The sequence below is a fragment of the Pseudonocardia petroleophila genome, from assembly GCF_014235185.1.
GTDB lineage: Bacteria > Actinomycetota > Actinomycetes > Mycobacteriales > Pseudonocardiaceae > Pseudonocardia > Pseudonocardia petroleophila.
This window is the reverse complement of record NZ_CP060131.1, coordinates 1,325,918-1,341,337: the sequence shown is the minus strand read 5'-3', so window position 1 is coordinate 1,341,337 and position 15,420 is coordinate 1,325,918. Positions and strand designations below refer to the sequence as shown.

The 15,420-nt window shown below is 72.0% G+C and carries 16 protein-coding genes; 14 read left to right on the top strand and 2 right to left on the bottom strand.

Going from position 1 to position 15,420, the window contains the following annotated elements:
• The first annotated feature begins 360 nt into the window (after positions 1 to 360).
• Together H6H00_RS06715 and H6H00_RS06710 are read left to right on the top strand one after the other, a co-directional pair.
• Positions 361 to 1,266 (top strand): helix-turn-helix domain-containing protein, encoded by a 906-nt coding sequence (locus H6H00_RS06715; RefSeq protein WP_185720466.1) that lies wholly within the window; start codon positions 361 to 363, stop codon positions 1,264 to 1,266.
• Positions 1,263 to 1,448 carry a DUF397 domain-containing protein gene (locus tag H6H00_RS06710; protein WP_185720465.1) on the top strand — a complete coding sequence of 62 codons (186 nt, stop codon included), beginning with the start codon at positions 1,263 to 1,265 and terminating at the stop codon, positions 1,446 to 1,448. The genes H6H00_RS06715 and H6H00_RS06710 overlap by 4 nt, the downstream gene beginning before the upstream one ends.
• Here H6H00_RS06710 and H6H00_RS06705 read toward each other — a convergent pair.
• Positions 1,445 to 1,636, bottom strand: coding sequence for a hypothetical protein (locus tag H6H00_RS06705; RefSeq protein WP_185720464.1), 192 nt, complete (start codon positions 1,634 to 1,636; stop codon positions 1,445 to 1,447). The two genes, H6H00_RS06710 and H6H00_RS06705, sit on opposite strands and share 4 nt — an antisense overlap.
• A gap of 483 nt (positions 1,637 to 2,119) precedes the next feature.
• On the opposite strand from H6H00_RS06705, the gene H6H00_RS06700 reads away from it, so the two are divergent.
• From H6H00_RS06700 to H6H00_RS06650, 11 genes are all read left to right on the top strand, one after another.
• The gene (locus H6H00_RS06700; protein ID WP_185720463.1) at positions 2,120 to 2,992 is read left to right on the top strand and encodes a helix-turn-helix domain-containing protein; all 873 of its coding nucleotides are present in this window, start codon (positions 2,120 to 2,122) and stop codon (positions 2,990 to 2,992) included.
• A 177-nt stretch (positions 2,993 to 3,169) separates the two neighbouring features.
• The gene (locus H6H00_RS06695) at positions 3,170 to 3,367 is read left to right on the top strand and encodes a DUF397 domain-containing protein (RefSeq protein WP_185720462.1); all 198 of its coding nucleotides are present in this window, start codon (positions 3,170 to 3,172) and stop codon (positions 3,365 to 3,367) included.
• Positions 3,368 to 3,495: 128 nt separating this feature from the next.
• Positions 3,496 to 3,690, top strand: a complete 195-nt coding sequence (locus H6H00_RS06690; RefSeq protein WP_185720461.1) for a DUF397 domain-containing protein — start codon at positions 3,496 to 3,498, stop codon at positions 3,688 to 3,690.
• Positions 3,691 to 3,811: 121 nt separating this feature from the next.
• The gene (locus H6H00_RS06685; protein WP_185720460.1) at positions 3,812 to 5,476 is read left to right on the top strand and encodes an ABC transporter substrate-binding protein; all 1,665 of its coding nucleotides are present in this window, start codon (positions 3,812 to 3,814) and stop codon (positions 5,474 to 5,476) included.
• A 76-nt stretch (positions 5,477 to 5,552) separates the two neighbouring features.
• Positions 5,553 to 6,557, top strand: coding sequence for an ABC transporter permease (locus H6H00_RS06680; RefSeq protein ID WP_185720459.1), 1,005 nt, complete (start codon positions 5,553 to 5,555; stop codon positions 6,555 to 6,557).
• Positions 6,557 to 7,477 (top strand): ABC transporter permease, encoded by a 921-nt coding sequence (locus tag H6H00_RS06675; RefSeq protein WP_185720458.1) that lies wholly within the window; start codon positions 6,557 to 6,559, stop codon positions 7,475 to 7,477. Before H6H00_RS06680 ends, H6H00_RS06675 begins: the two co-directional genes overlap by 1 nt.
• Positions 7,474 to 8,496 carry an ABC transporter ATP-binding protein gene (locus H6H00_RS06670; protein WP_185720457.1) on the top strand — a complete coding sequence of 341 codons (1,023 nt, stop codon included), beginning with the start codon at positions 7,474 to 7,476 and terminating at the stop codon, positions 8,494 to 8,496. Before H6H00_RS06675 ends, H6H00_RS06670 begins: the two co-directional genes overlap by 4 nt.
• The gene (locus H6H00_RS06665; RefSeq protein ID WP_185720456.1) at positions 8,493 to 9,614 is read left to right on the top strand and encodes an ABC transporter ATP-binding protein; all 1,122 of its coding nucleotides are present in this window, start codon (positions 8,493 to 8,495) and stop codon (positions 9,612 to 9,614) included. The genes H6H00_RS06670 and H6H00_RS06665 overlap by 4 nt, the downstream gene beginning before the upstream one ends.
• 94 nt (positions 9,615 to 9,708) lie before the next feature.
• A complete protein-coding gene (locus H6H00_RS06660; protein WP_185720455.1) occupies positions 9,709 to 10,092 on the top strand; it encodes a group I truncated hemoglobin in 384 nt (127 codons plus the stop codon).
• Positions 10,093 to 10,255: 163 nt separating this feature from the next.
• On the top strand, positions 10,256 to 10,825 hold the full coding sequence (locus H6H00_RS06655; protein ID WP_255425612.1) for an RNA polymerase sigma factor: 570 nt from the start codon (positions 10,256 to 10,258) through the stop codon (positions 10,823 to 10,825).
• Between the two features lies 1 nt (position 10,826).
• Complete coding sequence (locus H6H00_RS06650; protein ID WP_185720454.1) at positions 10,827 to 11,285, top strand: hypothetical protein; 459 nt, start codon at positions 10,827 to 10,829, stop codon at positions 11,283 to 11,285.
• A 72-nt stretch (positions 11,286 to 11,357) separates the two neighbouring features.
• Here H6H00_RS06650 and H6H00_RS06645 read toward each other — a convergent pair whose 3' ends face one another.
• A complete protein-coding gene (locus H6H00_RS06645) occupies positions 11,358 to 12,710 on the bottom strand; it encodes a S8 family peptidase (RefSeq protein ID WP_185720453.1) in 1,353 nt (450 codons plus the stop codon).
• A gap of 56 nt (positions 12,711 to 12,766) precedes the next feature.
• On the opposite strand from H6H00_RS06645, the gene H6H00_RS06640 reads away from it, so the two are divergent.
• Entirely contained in the window at positions 12,767 to 15,394 is a 2,628-nt protein-coding gene (locus tag H6H00_RS06640) for a CHAT domain-containing protein (protein ID WP_185720452.1), read from the top strand.
• Positions 15,395 to 15,420 lie beyond the last annotated feature (26 nt).

The following is a 15,420-nucleotide window of genomic DNA, read 5'->3' as shown; positions in this document are numbered from 1 at the left end:
CTCCCGGGGACCGTGGCCGATCGGCGGATCTTCTTCGCGGACATCGACGTGCTCCTTTCCCGTGGACGACGGTGCACCGGCGGTCGCCGGTCGTCGGAGGTTCCCGGTGCGGGCCGGGACGGGAGACGGGGGCCCGGGGTGGTGGCCGGCCGTCGAGGCGGAAGCAGGAGGCGGAGCGGAGGGTCGTGGATACATCGATCACGTCGGCCTCCTCTCGGGAGAGATGCCAGCGACCCGGTGTGGCGGCTTCACCACTGCGGGTGCTGTGTCTAGGCTCTCGCCCACAGCGCGGTTCTGCAATTGCGTTCCTGATGGGATTGCAGAAGATCCCCCGTTCGTACCAGCGAGGAGGCCGTCCGCATGACCAGCGCGCAAGGACCGGCCGGTGCCCGGCGACGCCTCGGCGCGGAGTTGCGTCGTCTACGGAGCAACTGCGGTCTTCATCTGGACGTCGTCGCCGAGCGGATGAACTGCTCGACCTCCAAGATCAGCCGGTTGGAGACGGGCAAGGGGTCTCCCAAGCTCGCCGATGTGCAGAAGCTCATGGAGATCTACGACGTCAGCTCCGAGACCGAGCACGACATGCTGATGCGGCTGGCTCGGGACAGCCGCGGGCACGGCTGGTGGGAGTCGTATACCGACGGCATCACGCCGGAGCGCTTCGTTCTTGACGACTCGAACCGTTACACGGCGCTGGAGGCTGACGCCATCGCGGTACGCACGTTCGACATCGTTGCGGTGCACGGGCTCCTGCAGACCGCCGACTACGCCCGAGCCGTTGTCGGTGCGCTCTTGCCTCAGCACTCCACCGAGCAGATCGAACAGTTGGTGGCCCTCCGGCTCAAGCGACAGGAAGCGCTCATCCGGCGGCCGGATCCATTGCGATACTCGGCGGTGATCGACGAGTCCGTGCTGCGCCGTGCCATCGGGGGTGCCGAGGTCATGGTCGAGCAACTGCGCTTCCTGCTACAGGTCATGCGGCTGCCGCATGTCGAACTGCGCATCCTGCCCTTCGAGGCTGGTATGCATCGGGCTCATGCCGGCCGCTTCGCGATCCTGGACTTCCGAGACGAATTGGGGCCGTCGGTCGTCTACGTAGAGGGCCCGGCAGGCGACAGCTACCTCGATGCCGAGTCCGACGTGGCTGTGTACCAGGATGTGCTCGCCGATGCGGCCGATCGATCACTCGACCCGGCCGCGTCGAGCGATCTGATCGATCGTTATCTCGCCGTACACGCTCCCCAGCGCCGGAAGGCCACGCCGTGATCGAGTTCAGGACCAGCAGCTTCTGCACCCTCGGCAACTGTGTCGAGGTCGGTGAGCTCCCGGCGGGTGGCGTCGTGATGAGGGACAGCAAGAACCCGGCTGGTGGCCAGCTGATGTTCAGTCGGACGGAGTGGGCTGAGTTCGTCGCCGCCGCGAAGTCGGCGGACTCCGATCCCTCCTAACGGCCTCGACATCGGGCGCAGAGGCCCTCGCTCCGCTCGAGTTCGTGCTGCCAGTCGTGCAGCAGCCAGCGGTGTCGTTCCTGCCGTAGCCGCACGATGCGCTGCTGCTGGCTGATCGACAGCCGTCCGATGAAGGCGCCGAGGGACACCAAGATCATTGGTCCGAGCACTGCGAGGAGTTCGGACATCAGATGTCCCCGTTCTCGTAGCGGAGCCGGCAGGCCGGACACCCGCGGCCTTCCGCGGCCGCGATCAGTTCCCGTTCCCACTGGTCGAGTTCCCGGCGCTCTGCGGCGATACATCGCCAGGCGACCTCTTGGGTCCGGCGTTGGCCAACCAGGACCGCGAGTCCGATCATCAGACCGAGGCCGCCTCCTGCAATCAAGGGCATCAACACACGATCACCCGCTCCGTTCGCTCCATCCTGGAACGAGGAGGACGGGACTCTCTCGGGCTCGCGCATGTGCTTGGCCTCCCCGACTTTCAGCAAGCACTTGCCTCGTGCAATTGCCTCCGTTAGCCTCGCCGAGTCCTTGGCTGTCGCCCTCGGCTCCGTAACGTCCAAAACGCCTGCTCGACACGGGTCGGTCGCCCACGGCGGCCAAGTCGTGCACGTCCGATTGTGCAAGACCGCCATGCAATTGCACAAGAGCAGAGGTGGGTGACCGATCATGTCGATGCCGTCTCAGGGCCCCGCGGTCCCGCGTCGTCGGCTGGGCGCGGAACTTCGCCGACTGCGGGAGGACGTCGGCCTGACCCTCGAGCAGGCGGCGGTCGCACTTGAGTGCTCGACCTCGAAGATCTCACGCCTCGAGACCGGCAAAGGCTTGCCCAAGCAGCGAGACGTCCGGGACCTGGCCCGGCTCTACGGCAAGCAGGCCGAGGCCGAGTTGGAACGCTTGTTGCGCTGGGCGCGCGAGGGCGCGAAGGCCGGTTGGTGGCAGGAGTACACGAAGCTTCTCGACGCCGAGCCGTTCATGCTCGACGGGGTAGACCGTCTCGTTGCCCTCGAGTCGGATGCGTCGCGCATAAAGGCCTTCGCCCAACCTTGCATCTTCGGGCTATTGCAAACTCAGGCCTATGCGCGGTCCGTTCTCGCCAATGCACTCCCGCAGCACAGCGTAGACGAGATCGACTCATTGGTGCAGTTGCGGACTCGCCGTCAGGAGATTCTTACCGAGGCGGAACGTCCGCTTAGTCTCCATGCCGTGCTGGATGAAGCCGCTTTGCGTCGAGAGGTGGGAAGTCGCGAGATCATGGTCGAGCAGTTCCAGCAGCTTCTCAGATGGGGACGCATGCCGAATATCACGCTGCAGTTGCTTCCGTTCTCCGCAGGGTTCGTCAGGGCGTCTGCTGGTCCGTTCATGGTCATCGAGTTCGAGGAGTCTGTTGATCAAGACGTCGTCTACGTCGAGAGCCAGGCGGGGAACCTCTACCTTGAGGGCGACTTCGGCGTCGAGACGTACGTCCGAATCTTCGATGACGTCTCCCGTCGCGCGCTGGGCCCGGTGGAGACGGAGATGTGGTTGCGGGACCGATGCTGATCGAGATGTCCAACTGCCGATAGGCCACAGGGGGGAAGCCGGCAACCACTTGACGTCCCAACTCGCTCGTTCGGCGCACAAATCGACCCATGTGGGTGACTCGACAGTCACGTACGCGCGACTCTGCTCGTTCGCCACCGTCGGGGACGTCGTGTCGATCAAGTCGAGGAGTTCGCAGTGCGCCAGTGGGGCCGACCATACTTCAAGAAGAGCTCTTTCTGTAGCGTCGGCACGTGTGTCGAAGTGGCAATCGACCCCGAGCGCGGCGTCAGGGTTCGCGACGCCAAGTTGACGGACGGCCCTGAACTCTCTTTCACGCCTGACGAGTGGGCGGCATTTCTTTTAGGTGTGCGAGCAGGAGAATTTGATCTATAAAGCCCGCCTGACTGCGGATCACCCCGGCGCCCACGATCAATTCGAGGCCCTGTGCTTGTGTGGTCCCCTCTGGTCTTGAGGTCGCATCGCTGTCAAGATGATGGTGAGGCGAGGGAGTGGATCATTCGATGGACGACGGGAAGCCGATCTACCGGTCCAGTAGTTTCTGCGCCGTGGGGGCATGCCTGGAGGTCGGTAGGTCGAACGCGGGGGAAGTACTGATTCGCGACAGCAAGCGGCCCAACCTGACGCTGACGCTGACGGCGACGGAGTGGGAGAGCTTTGTTGAGGGTGTCAAGGCGGGCGAGTTCGACACCCTGTGACGGGCTGACTGATGGGTGTCACGGAGGTGGACAGGTCGTAGCCCAACCGTGACTCCCAGGCCTACCGCTGAGTACGGGGCCCCATTACCGTTCGCGGGTCTCCTACGAAGAGGTGCCGTCCATGAGATCTGCCCGTCGACTGACCGCTGCCCTGTCAGCAGGCCTGCTCGCCGTGACCCTTGCCGCCTGCGCCACGTCCGAGCGGGACGACGGTGCCGCGGGTGGCTCCGGCGAGGCCGGCGGCACGATGGTGTTCGGTGCGCCCGGCGCGCCCGACATGTTCGACCCGATCTTCGCCACGGACGGCGAGACCTTCCGCCCCGCGCGGCAGATGTACGACACGCTGATCACCTACGCGCAGGGCACCTCCGACCTCGCGCCGGGCCTGGCCACCGAGTGGACGCCGAACGCCGACGGCACCCAGTGGACGTTCACGCTCCGCGAGGGCGTCACGTTCCACGACGGCACCCCGTTCGACGCCGCCGCGGTCTGCTTCAACTTCGACCGCTGGTTCAACCTCTCCAGCGAGGCCGCCCAGAGCCAGGCGATCTACTACTCGGACACGTTCGAGGGCTACGCCAACAACCTCGCGGGCGGCGGTGACCCCGTCTACAACTCGTGCGCGGCCCCGGCCCCGAACCAGGCGGTCATCACGCTGAACCGCAACAAGGGCGCGTTCCCGGCGGCGTTCGGCCTGACCTCGCTGTCGATCTCCAGCCCGACCGCGCTGCAGCAGTACAGCGCCGACACGATCGAGCAGAGCGGCGAGGCGTTCACCTACAGCGACTACGCCAACGAGCACCCGACGGGCACCGGCCCGTTCAAGTTCGAGAGCTTCGACCGCGCCGCCGGCACCATCACCCTCGTCCGCAACGACGACTACTGGGGCGAGCCCGCGCAGCTGGAGCGGCTGATCTTCCGCGTCATCCCCGACGAGAACGCCCGCCGCCAGGAGCTCCAGGCCGGCACGATCGACGGCTACGACCTCCCGAGCCCGGCCGACTGGGCCGCGCTGGAGGCCGACGGCAACCAGGTGCTGGTGCGCCCGCCGTTCAACATCCTCTACCTGGGCATCAACCAGAAGAACAACCCGGCGCTGCAGGACGTCCGCGTCCGCCAGGCCATCGGCTACGCGCTCGACCGCGAGTCGTTCGTGCGCAACCAGCTGCCCGAGGGTGCGGTCGTCGCCACGCAGTTCATGCCGGACACGGTCGCGGGCTACGCCGACGACCTGCAGCCGATCCCGTACGACCCGGAGCGGGCGCGCCAGCTCCTCGCCGAGGCGGGCCAGTCGAACCTGACGCTGAACTTCTACTACCCGACCGAGGTCACCCGGCCCTACATGCCGAACCCGACCAACATCTTCACGGCGCTGTCGGAGAACCTCCGCCAGGTCGGCATCACCGTGAACGCGGTGGCGCAGCCGTGGAACGGCGGGTACCTCGACTCGGTCAACGTCAACGGGGTGCAGGACCTGCACCTGCTCGGCTGGACCGGTGACTACAACGACGCGGGCAACTTCATCGGCACGTTCTTCGGCCGGGAGAAGCCGGAGTTCGGGTTCACCAACGAGGCGCTGTTCAGCGCGCTCGCCACGGCCGACGGCACCGTCGACGTGGCGGCGAAGGACGCCGCGTACGAGCAGGCCAACCGCGACATCATGGCCTACCTGCCGGCGATCCCGATCTCCAGCTCGCCGCCCGCGGTGGTGGTCTCCGAGGCCATCACCGGCCTCGTGCCCTCTCCGCTGACCGACGAGCGCTTCCTGACGGTCAGCAAGAACTGACGGACGACACCCGGGTGGCACCGCCGGACGCGGCGGTGCCACCCTCGTGCGTCCGCAGGGGGAGAGAGGGGGGATCGTGCTGCGCTTCATCGTGCGGCGGTTGCTGCAGGTGATCCCGACCCTGCTGCTGCTGTCGGTGCTCGTGTTCGCCTGGCTGCGCAGCCTGCCCGGAGGGCCGGCGACGGCGTTCCTGGGCGACCGCGCCACGCCGGAGTCCGTCGCCAACCTGGAACGGGTGCTCGGGCTCGACCAGCCCATCCCGGTGCAGTACGCCCAGTTCCTGGGCCGGGTGGTCACGGGCGACTTCGGCACGTCGACCATCACCGGAGAGCCGGTGCTCACCGAGATCGGGCGGGCGCTGCCGGCCACGATCGAGCTGTCGGTCGCGGCGCTGCTCATCGCGGTGCTGCTGGGCATCCCGCTCGGCTACCTGGCCGCCCGCAAGCGCGGCGGCCCGCTCGACGTCTCCACGGTGATCGGCACGCTGGTCGGCGTCGCGGTCCCGGTGTTCTTCCTGGGCTACATCCTCAAGGCGGTGTTCGCCGTCGAGCTCGGGCTGTTCCCGCCGTCCGGGCGCCAGTCCGTGGCGGTGGACGCCACCGACGTCACCGGGTTCGCGGTGCTCGACGGCGTGCTCACCCGCGAGTTCGACGCGGCGCTCGACGCGCTCTCGCACCTCGTGCTCCCGGCCGTCGCGCTGGCGACGATCCCGCTCGCGGTGATCGTCCGCATCACGCGGGCGTCGGTGCTGGAGGTGCTGGGGGCGGACTTCGTGCGCACGGCCAACTCGAAGGGGCTCGCGCCGGGCACCGTCCGCGGGCGCCACGTGCTGCGCAACGCCCTCCTCCCGGTGTCGACGACGATCGGCCTGCAGGTCGGCCTGCTGCTCGCCGGCGCCGTGCTCACCGAGCGGGTGTTCGTCTGGGGCGGCATCGGCACGCTGCTCGCCGACGCCATCACGCTGCGGGACTACCCGCGGCTGCAGGCGATCCTGCTCCTGGGGGCCCTGGTGTACGTGCTGGTGAACCTGCTCGTCGACCTCTCGTACGCGATCATCGACCCGCGGGTGAGGCTCTCCTGATGACCACGCTGCTCCAGCGCAAGCGCAAGCGGGTCGACGACCTCGCGGGCGGCCGCAGCCTCACCGCGGAGGCGTTCCGCCGGCTGCGCCGCGATCCCGTCGCCATCACCGGGGCGGTGATCGTCGGCGTGTTCGTCGTGATCGCGGTGCTGTCGCCGTTCATCGCGCCGAACAGCGCCACCGAGTCGTTCCCGCAGCTGCAGGCCGACCTGCGGCCCGGCTTCATCCCCGGCCCGCAGGAGGGGTTCCCGCTCGGCAGCGACCAGCTCGGCCGCGACTTCTTCTCCCGGCTGATCCTGGCCTCGCAGCAGACGCTGCTGGTCGGCGTGTTCGCCACGCTGATCGGGCTCGTCGTCGGCGTCGTGATCGGCACGCTGGCCGGTGCGTTCGGCGGCTGGGTCGACACGCTGCTCATGCGCGTCACCGACGTGCTGCTCGCCATCCCGAGCCTGCTGCTGGCGATCTCGGTGGCGGCGCTGTTCGCGAGCCCGTCGCAGACCTCGGTGATCATCGCGGTGTCGATCGTCGGGGTGCCGATCTTCGCGCGGCTGCTGCGCGGCTCGATGCTCGCGCAGCGGGAGAGCGACCACGTCGTGGCGGCCACCGCGCTCGGCGTCAAGCGCCCGGCGGTGGTGCTGCGGCACATGCTGCCCAACGCGATCGGGCCCGTCGTCGTGCAGGCGACGCTGACGCTCGCCACCTCCATCCTCGACGCCGCCGCGCTGTCGTTCCTCGGACTCGGCGACGCCGACCCGGGCCGGGCCGAGTGGGGCCTGATGCTCGCCCAGGCGCAGGTGCTGCTCGAGGTGCGGCCCGCGCTCGCCCTCTACCCGGCCGCCGCGATCATTGTCATCGCGCTGGGCTTCACGCTGCTGGGCGAGTCGCTGCGCGAGGCGCTGGACCCGAAGGGGAGCCGATGACCGCATCGCTGCAGAAGTCGCCCGGTGGCCCGTCCACCGCGGAGCCGCTGCTGTCGGTCCGCGACCTGACCGTGGCCTTCACCCGCCGCGGCGAACCGGACACGGTCGCCGTCGACGGGGTGAGCTTCGACGTGGCGCCGGGGCAGATCGTCGGGCTGGTGGGGGAGTCGGGCTGCGGCAAGTCCGTGACCTCGATGGCGATCACCCGGCTGCTCCCGGCGCGCGGTGTGCGCGTCACCGGCAGCGCGACGATGGACGGCGTCGACCTCCTCACGCTGCCCGAGAGCGCGATGCGGGAGAAGCGCGGCCGGGACCTGTCGATGGTGTTCCAGGACCCGCTGTCGTCGCTGAACCCCGTGGTGCCGATCGGCGTGCAGGTCACCGAGGTGCTCACGCGCCACCGCGGCCTGAAGAAGGAGGCCGCGCGCACCGAGGCGGCCGAGTGGCTCGACCGCGTCGGCATCCCCGACCCGCGCCGGCGCCTCGACTCCTACCCGCACCAGCTCTCCGGCGGCATGCGCCAGCGCGCGCTGATCGCCATCGCGCTGGCCTGCCGGCCCAAGCTCCTCATCGCCGACGAGCCGACGACCGCACTCGACGTCACCATCCAGGCCCAGATCCTGGAGCTGCTCAAGGAGATGGTGCGCGACACCGGCGCGGCGCTGGTGATGATCACGCACGACCTCGGGGTCGTCGCCGGGCTGTGCGAGACGGTCAACGTGCTCTACGGGGGCCGGATCGTCGAGCGCGCGCAGCGGCACCGGCTGTTCGGCACGCCGCGCCACCCGTACACCAACGGCCTGCTCGGCTCGATCCCGCGGCTGGACTCGCCCGCGGGGGAGGACCTGCTGGCCATCCCCGGCTCGGTCGCCGACAACCTGCCGTGGACCAGCGCGTGCGCGTTCGCGCCGCGCTGCCCCCGCGCGATCGACGTCTGCCGCACCACGACGCCCGAGGCGGAGACCAGCGGCGGGCGGTTGCTGCGCTGCCACAACCCCGTCCCGGCGACCGCGGAATGAGCGACATGGACACCGACCCGCTCCTCGACGTCCGCGACGTCGCCGTGCACTTCCCGATCAAGCGCGGGCTGGTGCTCGACCGCACCGTCGGCCACGTCTACGCCGTCGACGGCGTCTCGCTGACCGTGGCGCGGGGCGAGACCTACGGGCTGGTCGGCGAGTCGGGCTGCGGGAAGTCGACGCTGGGCCGCGCGATCCTGCGGCTGGTCGACCCGACGGCCGGCTCGATCGTCTTCGACGGCACCGACGTGGCCTCGCTCAAGGGCGAGGAGTTGCGCCGGATGCGCCGGCGCTTCCAGATGGTGTTCCAGGACCCGCTGTCCAGCCTCGATCCGCGCCAGTCGGTGGAGTCGCTGCTGCTGGAGGGGCTCAAGGCGCACGGGCTGTCGAAGGGCCCCGAGGCCGACGACGCGCGGCTGCGCGAGCTGGTGCAGCAGGTCGGGCTGCCGGTCTCGGCGCTGCGCCGCTACCCCCACGAGTTCTCCGGCGGGCAGCGCCAGCGCATCGGGATCGCCCGCGCGCTGTGCGTCGAGCCCGACCTGATCGTCGCCGACGAGCCGGTCTCCGCCCTCGACGTGTCCGTGCAGGCCCAGGTGCTCAACCTGCTCGGGCGGCTGCAGCGGGAGCTGGGCCTGACCTACCTGGTCATCGCGCACGACCTCGCCGTCGTCCGGCACGTCAGCGACCGGATCGGCGTCATGTACCTGGGCGGGATCGTCGAGGAGGCGCCGAGCCAGGACCTCTACGACGACCCGCAGCACCCGTACACGCGCGCGCTGCTCTCGGCGGTGCCGGTGCCCGACCCGGAGCTGGAGGACCGCCGCGAGCGGATCCTGCTCACCGGCGACCTGCCCTCGCCGGCCGCGCCGCCGCCGGGCTGCCGCTTCCACACGCGCTGCCCGTGGCGCCAGCCGACGCGCTGCGACGACGAGCGCCCGCAGCTGCGCGTCGTCGACGGGGCGACCGAGGGGCACCGGGTGGCCTGTCACTTCGCAGAGGACATCCGCAGCGGGGTGCTCCAGCCGCACCGCGTCGAGGCCGTCGCCACCGATGACGTGCTCGGGGCCGCCGCCGCGCCCGAGCTGCCCGGCTCGGTCACGGAGATCCTCGGCCGCTAGATCGTGCAAGATCCTGTTGTGCACGTTGACGGCTCGGTGATCCGGTTGGGACAGTGAGGCCGCTCACACCACCACGCGCACCGAGGAGCAGACCATGGCGGAAGCGACGCTGTACGAGCGGCTGGGCGGCACCTACGGCATCGGCGGGGCCGTCGACGTCCTCGTCGACCGGCTCTTCGCGAACGTCTCGGTCAACGCGAACGAGGCGGTGCACGCCCACCACGGGGACCCCGCGAACGCCCCGGGCTACAAGTTCCTGGTCACCGCGTGGACGATCGAGGCGACGGGCGGGCCGAAGTGCTACCCCGGCCTGGACATGACGAAGGCTCACGACCAGCTCTCCATCACCGCCGAGCAGTTCGACGCTGTCGCGTTCGAGATCGCCGCCACCCTGAACTTCCTCGGCGTGCCCGCGCCCGAGCACAAGGAGTTCATGGAGATCATCGAGAGCTACCGGTCACAGGTCGTGCAGGCCTGATCCGCCGTCCGGGTGCCTCCGATCACCCGGACGTCCGGTATCTCCCGCCTCGCCCCGCCCCTCGTTCAGGACAGCGGGAGAAGGTGGGACATGGGCGGCGAGGTCTGGGTTACCGTCGGCGATCCGCGGGACCCGCGGACGCGGCGGACTTTGGGTGGGACTGGTGGAACCGACGGAAGTGGCGGACGCCGTGCGGGCGGCCGCGGCGGGCGACCGCGCCGCCTGGGACGCGCTGGTGGCGGGGTTCGGCCGGCTCGTGTGGTCGATCGCGGCCGCGCACCGGCTGGGCCCGGCGGACTCCGCGGAGGTCTCGCAGACCACGTGGCTGCGGCTGGTGGAGAACCTCGACCGGATCAGCCAGCCCGAGCGGCTGGGTGGCTGGCTGGCCACGACGGCCCGGCGCGAGTCGCTGCGGCTGCTGCGCCTGCGCGGCCGCGAGGTGCTCACCGAGGACGAGTCCCGGCTGGAGCCGGACCTCGACACCCCCACGCCCGAGTCGGTCGCCGTGGACCGCGACCGCGACCACCGGCTCTGGCGGGCGTTCGCCGCGCTGCCGGAGAACTGCCGGGTGCTGCTGCGGATGGTCGTGGTCGTCGCCCCGCCGTACGCCGAGGTCGCCGCGGCCCTGGACATGCCGATCGGCAGCATCGGGCCCACCCGGGCCCGCTGTCTGGAACGGCTGCGCCGGCTGCTCGCCGCCGACGGCATGACGAGCGCCGCGGGGGGTGCCTGACGTGACCGATGACGACGACGTGCTGCTCGACGAGCTCGCGACGCTGCTGGGCCCGCACAACGAGCCCCCGCCCGAGGTGCTGCACGCGGCCCGCGAGGCCTTCACCTGGCGCACCGTCGACGCCGAGATCGCCGCCCTCACCTTCGACTCCCTGCTCGACGACGCCCCGGCCGGCGTCCGCGCCGCCGCCCAGCCGCGGATCCTCACGTTCGAGGCCGACGGCCTGACGATCGAGGTGGAGGTGGACGCCACCCCGTCCGGGCGCCGGCTGCTGGGGCAGCTGGTGCCGGCGCAGGTCGCGGAGCTGGAGCTGCTGTCCGACGGGGAGGTCCTCGCCGTCTCCTCCGCCGACGCCATGGGCCGGTTCTCCGTCGCCCTGCCCCGGGAGCCGCGACGGGTCACGCTGCGCTGCCGTCCCCCGGGCGGCGCGACCGTGGAGTCGGCGTCCACGGTGGTCTGACGCCCGGCCGCCGGACACGGCGGGAGCCGGCACCGCGACCGCGGCGCCGGCTCCGGGGTGTCCGGTCGGCGGTCAGGTGCCGGGCAGGATCTCGACCGTCCAGCCGAAGCCGGTGCTCGGCACCGTCGCGGCGGTGCCCTGGCTCTCCAGCGTCTTGAGGGCCTGCGGGGGCGTCATCCCCGCGTTCTCCGCGCAGATCCGGGCGACGGCGCCGGCGATCTGGGGAGCCGCGAACGACGTCCCGGTCCAGACCGCCCACGGGTTCGGCCCGGGGTAGGTGTCCGGGTCCGGGTCGCCGATCAGGACGCCGTCCTCGGTCCCGACGACATAGGTGGAGGCGACCCCCTGCCCGATCGTCGAGCAGGTGACCCACGGCCCGCGCGTCGACCACGGGGCCTCCGCGCCACCGGCCTGCAGGGCGCCGACGGCGACGACGTTCGGGTGGGTCCCGGCGAACGCGGCGGGCCAGATCGGGTCCGTGCCGCCCTCGTTGCCCGCCGCGCACACGATGAGCAGGTCGGGATGGGAGAGCCGCAGCTCGTCGACGACGTCGAGGAGGGCGAGGGGCGGGTTCCCGTCCTCGGTGCCCGTTCCCAGCGACAGGTTGAGGATCGTCGCCCCGTCCTCGGCCGCGAGCCGCATCTTCCGCGCCACGTCGAACGACGACGCGACGCCGTCGGTGTCGGCCACCCGGTAGCTGCCCACCCGGGCGGTCGGCACGATCTGCTGGACGATCCCCACGACCATCGATCCGTGCCCGGCGTCGCCGTCGAGCAGGCCGTGGACGGGGAAGACGTCCAGCGGGTCGACATCGGCCGGGTCGACGCCCGCACCGAGGTAGCCGTCGGTGCGCCCGGCGTCGCTGATCCCGGAGTCGAGGACCGCGACGAACGGAGGGTCCGTGACCTGGGCGATCTGCACGGCGGGCACGGCCCCTCCGCCGGCGGTCGGTTCCGGCCCGCCCTCGCCCTTCACCCAGCCGCCGAGCGGGGCGACGTGGTCGAGCGAGACCCGCAGGCCACCGGCCCGGAGCTCCTTCGCGAGCCCGGCGATGCTGCCGCGGGACGCCGACGCCGGGACGTCGAGCAGCACGGTCCGCCCGCTGGTCGCGGCCTCGGTGATGCCCCGGTCCGCGAGCGCCGACCGGGCGGCCGGGAGGTCGTCGACGGGGATCAGCAGCCGCCGCGACGCCGCGACGACGTCCAGCGCGTTCGCCCGGGGCACGATCTCCACCTGCAGCGCCTCGCGGTCGGTCGCCCGGCGGGCCCGCAGCTTCTCCACCAGCCGCCGCCGCTCGGGATCGTCGCCGGCCCGGCGGACCAGCGTGTCCCCCTGCTTCTGGGTCTCGATCCGCTCGCGTTCGCGCTGGGCCCGGGTTCGACGGTCCCGGTAGTCCTTGTCGCCGAACGGCTTCTTCAGAGCCATTGCTGTCCTTTCGTCGAGTCCTCGACGGGCCGGGCGGGCGTGGGCAGAATCGTGCGGTGACCGGCGCCGTTGACCAGAGCGCGTCCGACGGTCTCCTGATACGGGCCGTCGCCGCCTACGACGGCGCGGTCGGCGATCCGGCCGCGTTCCGGGACGACGCGCGGCGGGTGCTCACCGAGGCGCGGCGGGCGGGCGACGTCGAGTCGCAGGTCGTGGCGCTGCGCGCGGTCGCGTGGGCGGAGCGGGCTCAGCTGGAGAACGTCCGGGCCCTGCGCCTGCTCCAGGAGGCCGCCCGCCTGGCGCGTCGGGCCCGGTTGCCGCACCGGCTCGGCGAGGTGCTGACGACCCGGGCCGCCGTCCACCTGGAGCTCGGCCGCACCGACGCGGCCCGCCGTGACCTGGACCGGGCCGCGCAGCTCGTCTCCGCGGCCGCGACCCCGGACCTGAGCCTCAAGCAGGCCGTCCTGCTGTGCAACATCGGCCGGATCGACGCCGGGGCGCAGATCCTGCGCGCCGTCGTCGCGGCGCCGGAGGCCCCGGTCGACGTGCGGATGCGGGCGGCCACCAACCTGTCGCTGGCCGAGTCGCTGCTCGGGCACGCCGCCGCGGCGCTGCGGTTCGGTGACCTCGCCGTGGAGCTGGCCCCCCGGGTCGGGCCCGCACTGCTGGCCTTCGCGGTGCTCAACCGCGGCATCGTGCTCGCGCAGTCCGGCCGCGTCGCCGAGGCGCTGGGCCAGTTCGAGCGGGCCGCCGCGCTGATGACGGCCGCGGGCCTGCCGACCGGCGAGGTCCTCGTCGAGCACGCGGAGACGCTCGCCGCGCTGCGGGTGCTCCCCGAGGCCTCCGACCTGTGCCGCCGCGCCGCCGAGGAGCTCGAACGGCACCACGTCCCGCTGATGGCGGCGGAGGCCCGGCTGCGGCAGGCCGAGATCGCCCTCCTGGCCGGTGACGTCGCCACCGCGGCGGCCGCCGCCGAGCGCGCGATCGAGCAGTTCCGCGGGCAGCGCCGCTTCGGGTGGTCCGCGCTCGCCACCGTCGTCGCCGTCGAGTCGGCCCGCCAGGCGGGACGGGTGCAGGAGGGCGACCTGGACCGCGTCCGCCGGGCGGCCGACGTGCTGGCGCGGCTCGGGATGGTCAGCAGCGCGGTCGAGGCCGACGTCGTCGTGGGCCGGGTCGCGGCCGCGACGGACCGGTGGGCGGTGGCGCGGAGGAGGTGGACCGCGGCCTGCGCGCGGTCCCGCGACGGAGCGGTGCTGGTGCGGCTGCGGGGCAGGCTGGCGGGCGCGCTCGCGGCCCGGTCGGACGGGGACGGCGCGGCGGTGCTCGCCCACTGCCGCGCCGGGCTCGCCGACCTCGCCGCGCACCGGGCCGTCCTCCCGTCGATGGAGCTGCGGGCGCTGGCGTCCGGCCACGGGGTCGAGCTCGGGGCGCTCGGACTCGAGGTGCTGCTGCGGTCCGGACGTCCGGCGCGGGTGTTCGACTGGACCGAGCGCACCCGCGCCGCGGCACTGCTCGCCGTGGCGCCACCGGGCGCGGAGGACGTCGGTGGGGAGCTCGCGGCCCTCGCCGCGCTCCGCACGGAGATCACCGAGGCCCGCCGGGACACCGGGGCCGAACCGGCCGACCTGCTCGCCCGGCAGGCGGAGGGCGAGGCCCGGATCCGGCGGGCGACCTGGCGCCGGGCGACCCCGCACGGCCGGGCCGGCTCACCCCGGTCGGCCCGCGACGTCCGGAGCCTGCTCGACGGGCGCGCGCTGGTCTCCTACGTCCGGCACGGTGCCGAACTCGTCGCCGTCGTCGTCGACCGGTCGCGGAGCCGGCTCGTGCCGCTCGGCCCGCTCGCCCCGCTGCGGTTCGAGGCCGACGCCCTGCTGTTCGCGCTGCGGCGGCTGACCCGCGCCGGGTCCGCCGCGGCGCTCGACAGCGCGCGGGCCAGCGCCGAGCACGCCCTGGACCGGCTGCGCGAGCTCGCCGTCGCACCGCTCGGGATCGACGCGGACACCCCGCTGGTGGTGGTGCCCACCGGTGACACGCACCGGGTCGCCTGGTCGGCCCTGCACCGGGGTCCGGTCGAGGTGGCCTCGTCCGCGTCGCTGTGGGCGGCCACGCGGGCCGGTCCGGCCCGCTCCGGTCCGGTCGTCGTGGTGGCCGGGCCGGACCTGGCCGGGGCCGCCGCCGAGGCCGGGGCGGTCGCCGCGCACCACCGGGCCGCTCGCGTGCTGCTGCCGGAGGAGGCGACGACCGGCGCCGTGCTGGACGCGATGTCCGGCGCCGGCCTGGTGCACCTCGCGTGCCACGGCGTCCTGCGGGCCGACAACCCGATGTTCTCCGCGCTCACCATGGCCGACGGACCGCTGACGGTCCACGAGCTCGACCTGCGCGGCGTGGCCCCCGGTCGCATCGTCCTCGCCTCCTGCGACTCCGCGGCCGACACGACCTACGCCGGTGACGAGGTGCTCGGGTTCGTCGGCGCACTGCTGGCCCGCGGGACGACCGGCGTCGTCGCCAGCGTCGTCGCGGTCGGGGACGCCGAGTCGGCCTCGCTGATGGAGCCGCTGCACGCCGGCCTGGCCGCCGGGCTGACGATGGCCGACGCGCTGCACCGGGCCCGGGCCGGCCTGGACGCCCGGGACCACCGGCAGTTCGTCAACTGGTGCGGGTTCACGGCCTACGGCGCGGGCTGACAGGACTCCGTCGGGCCGCCCCTGCG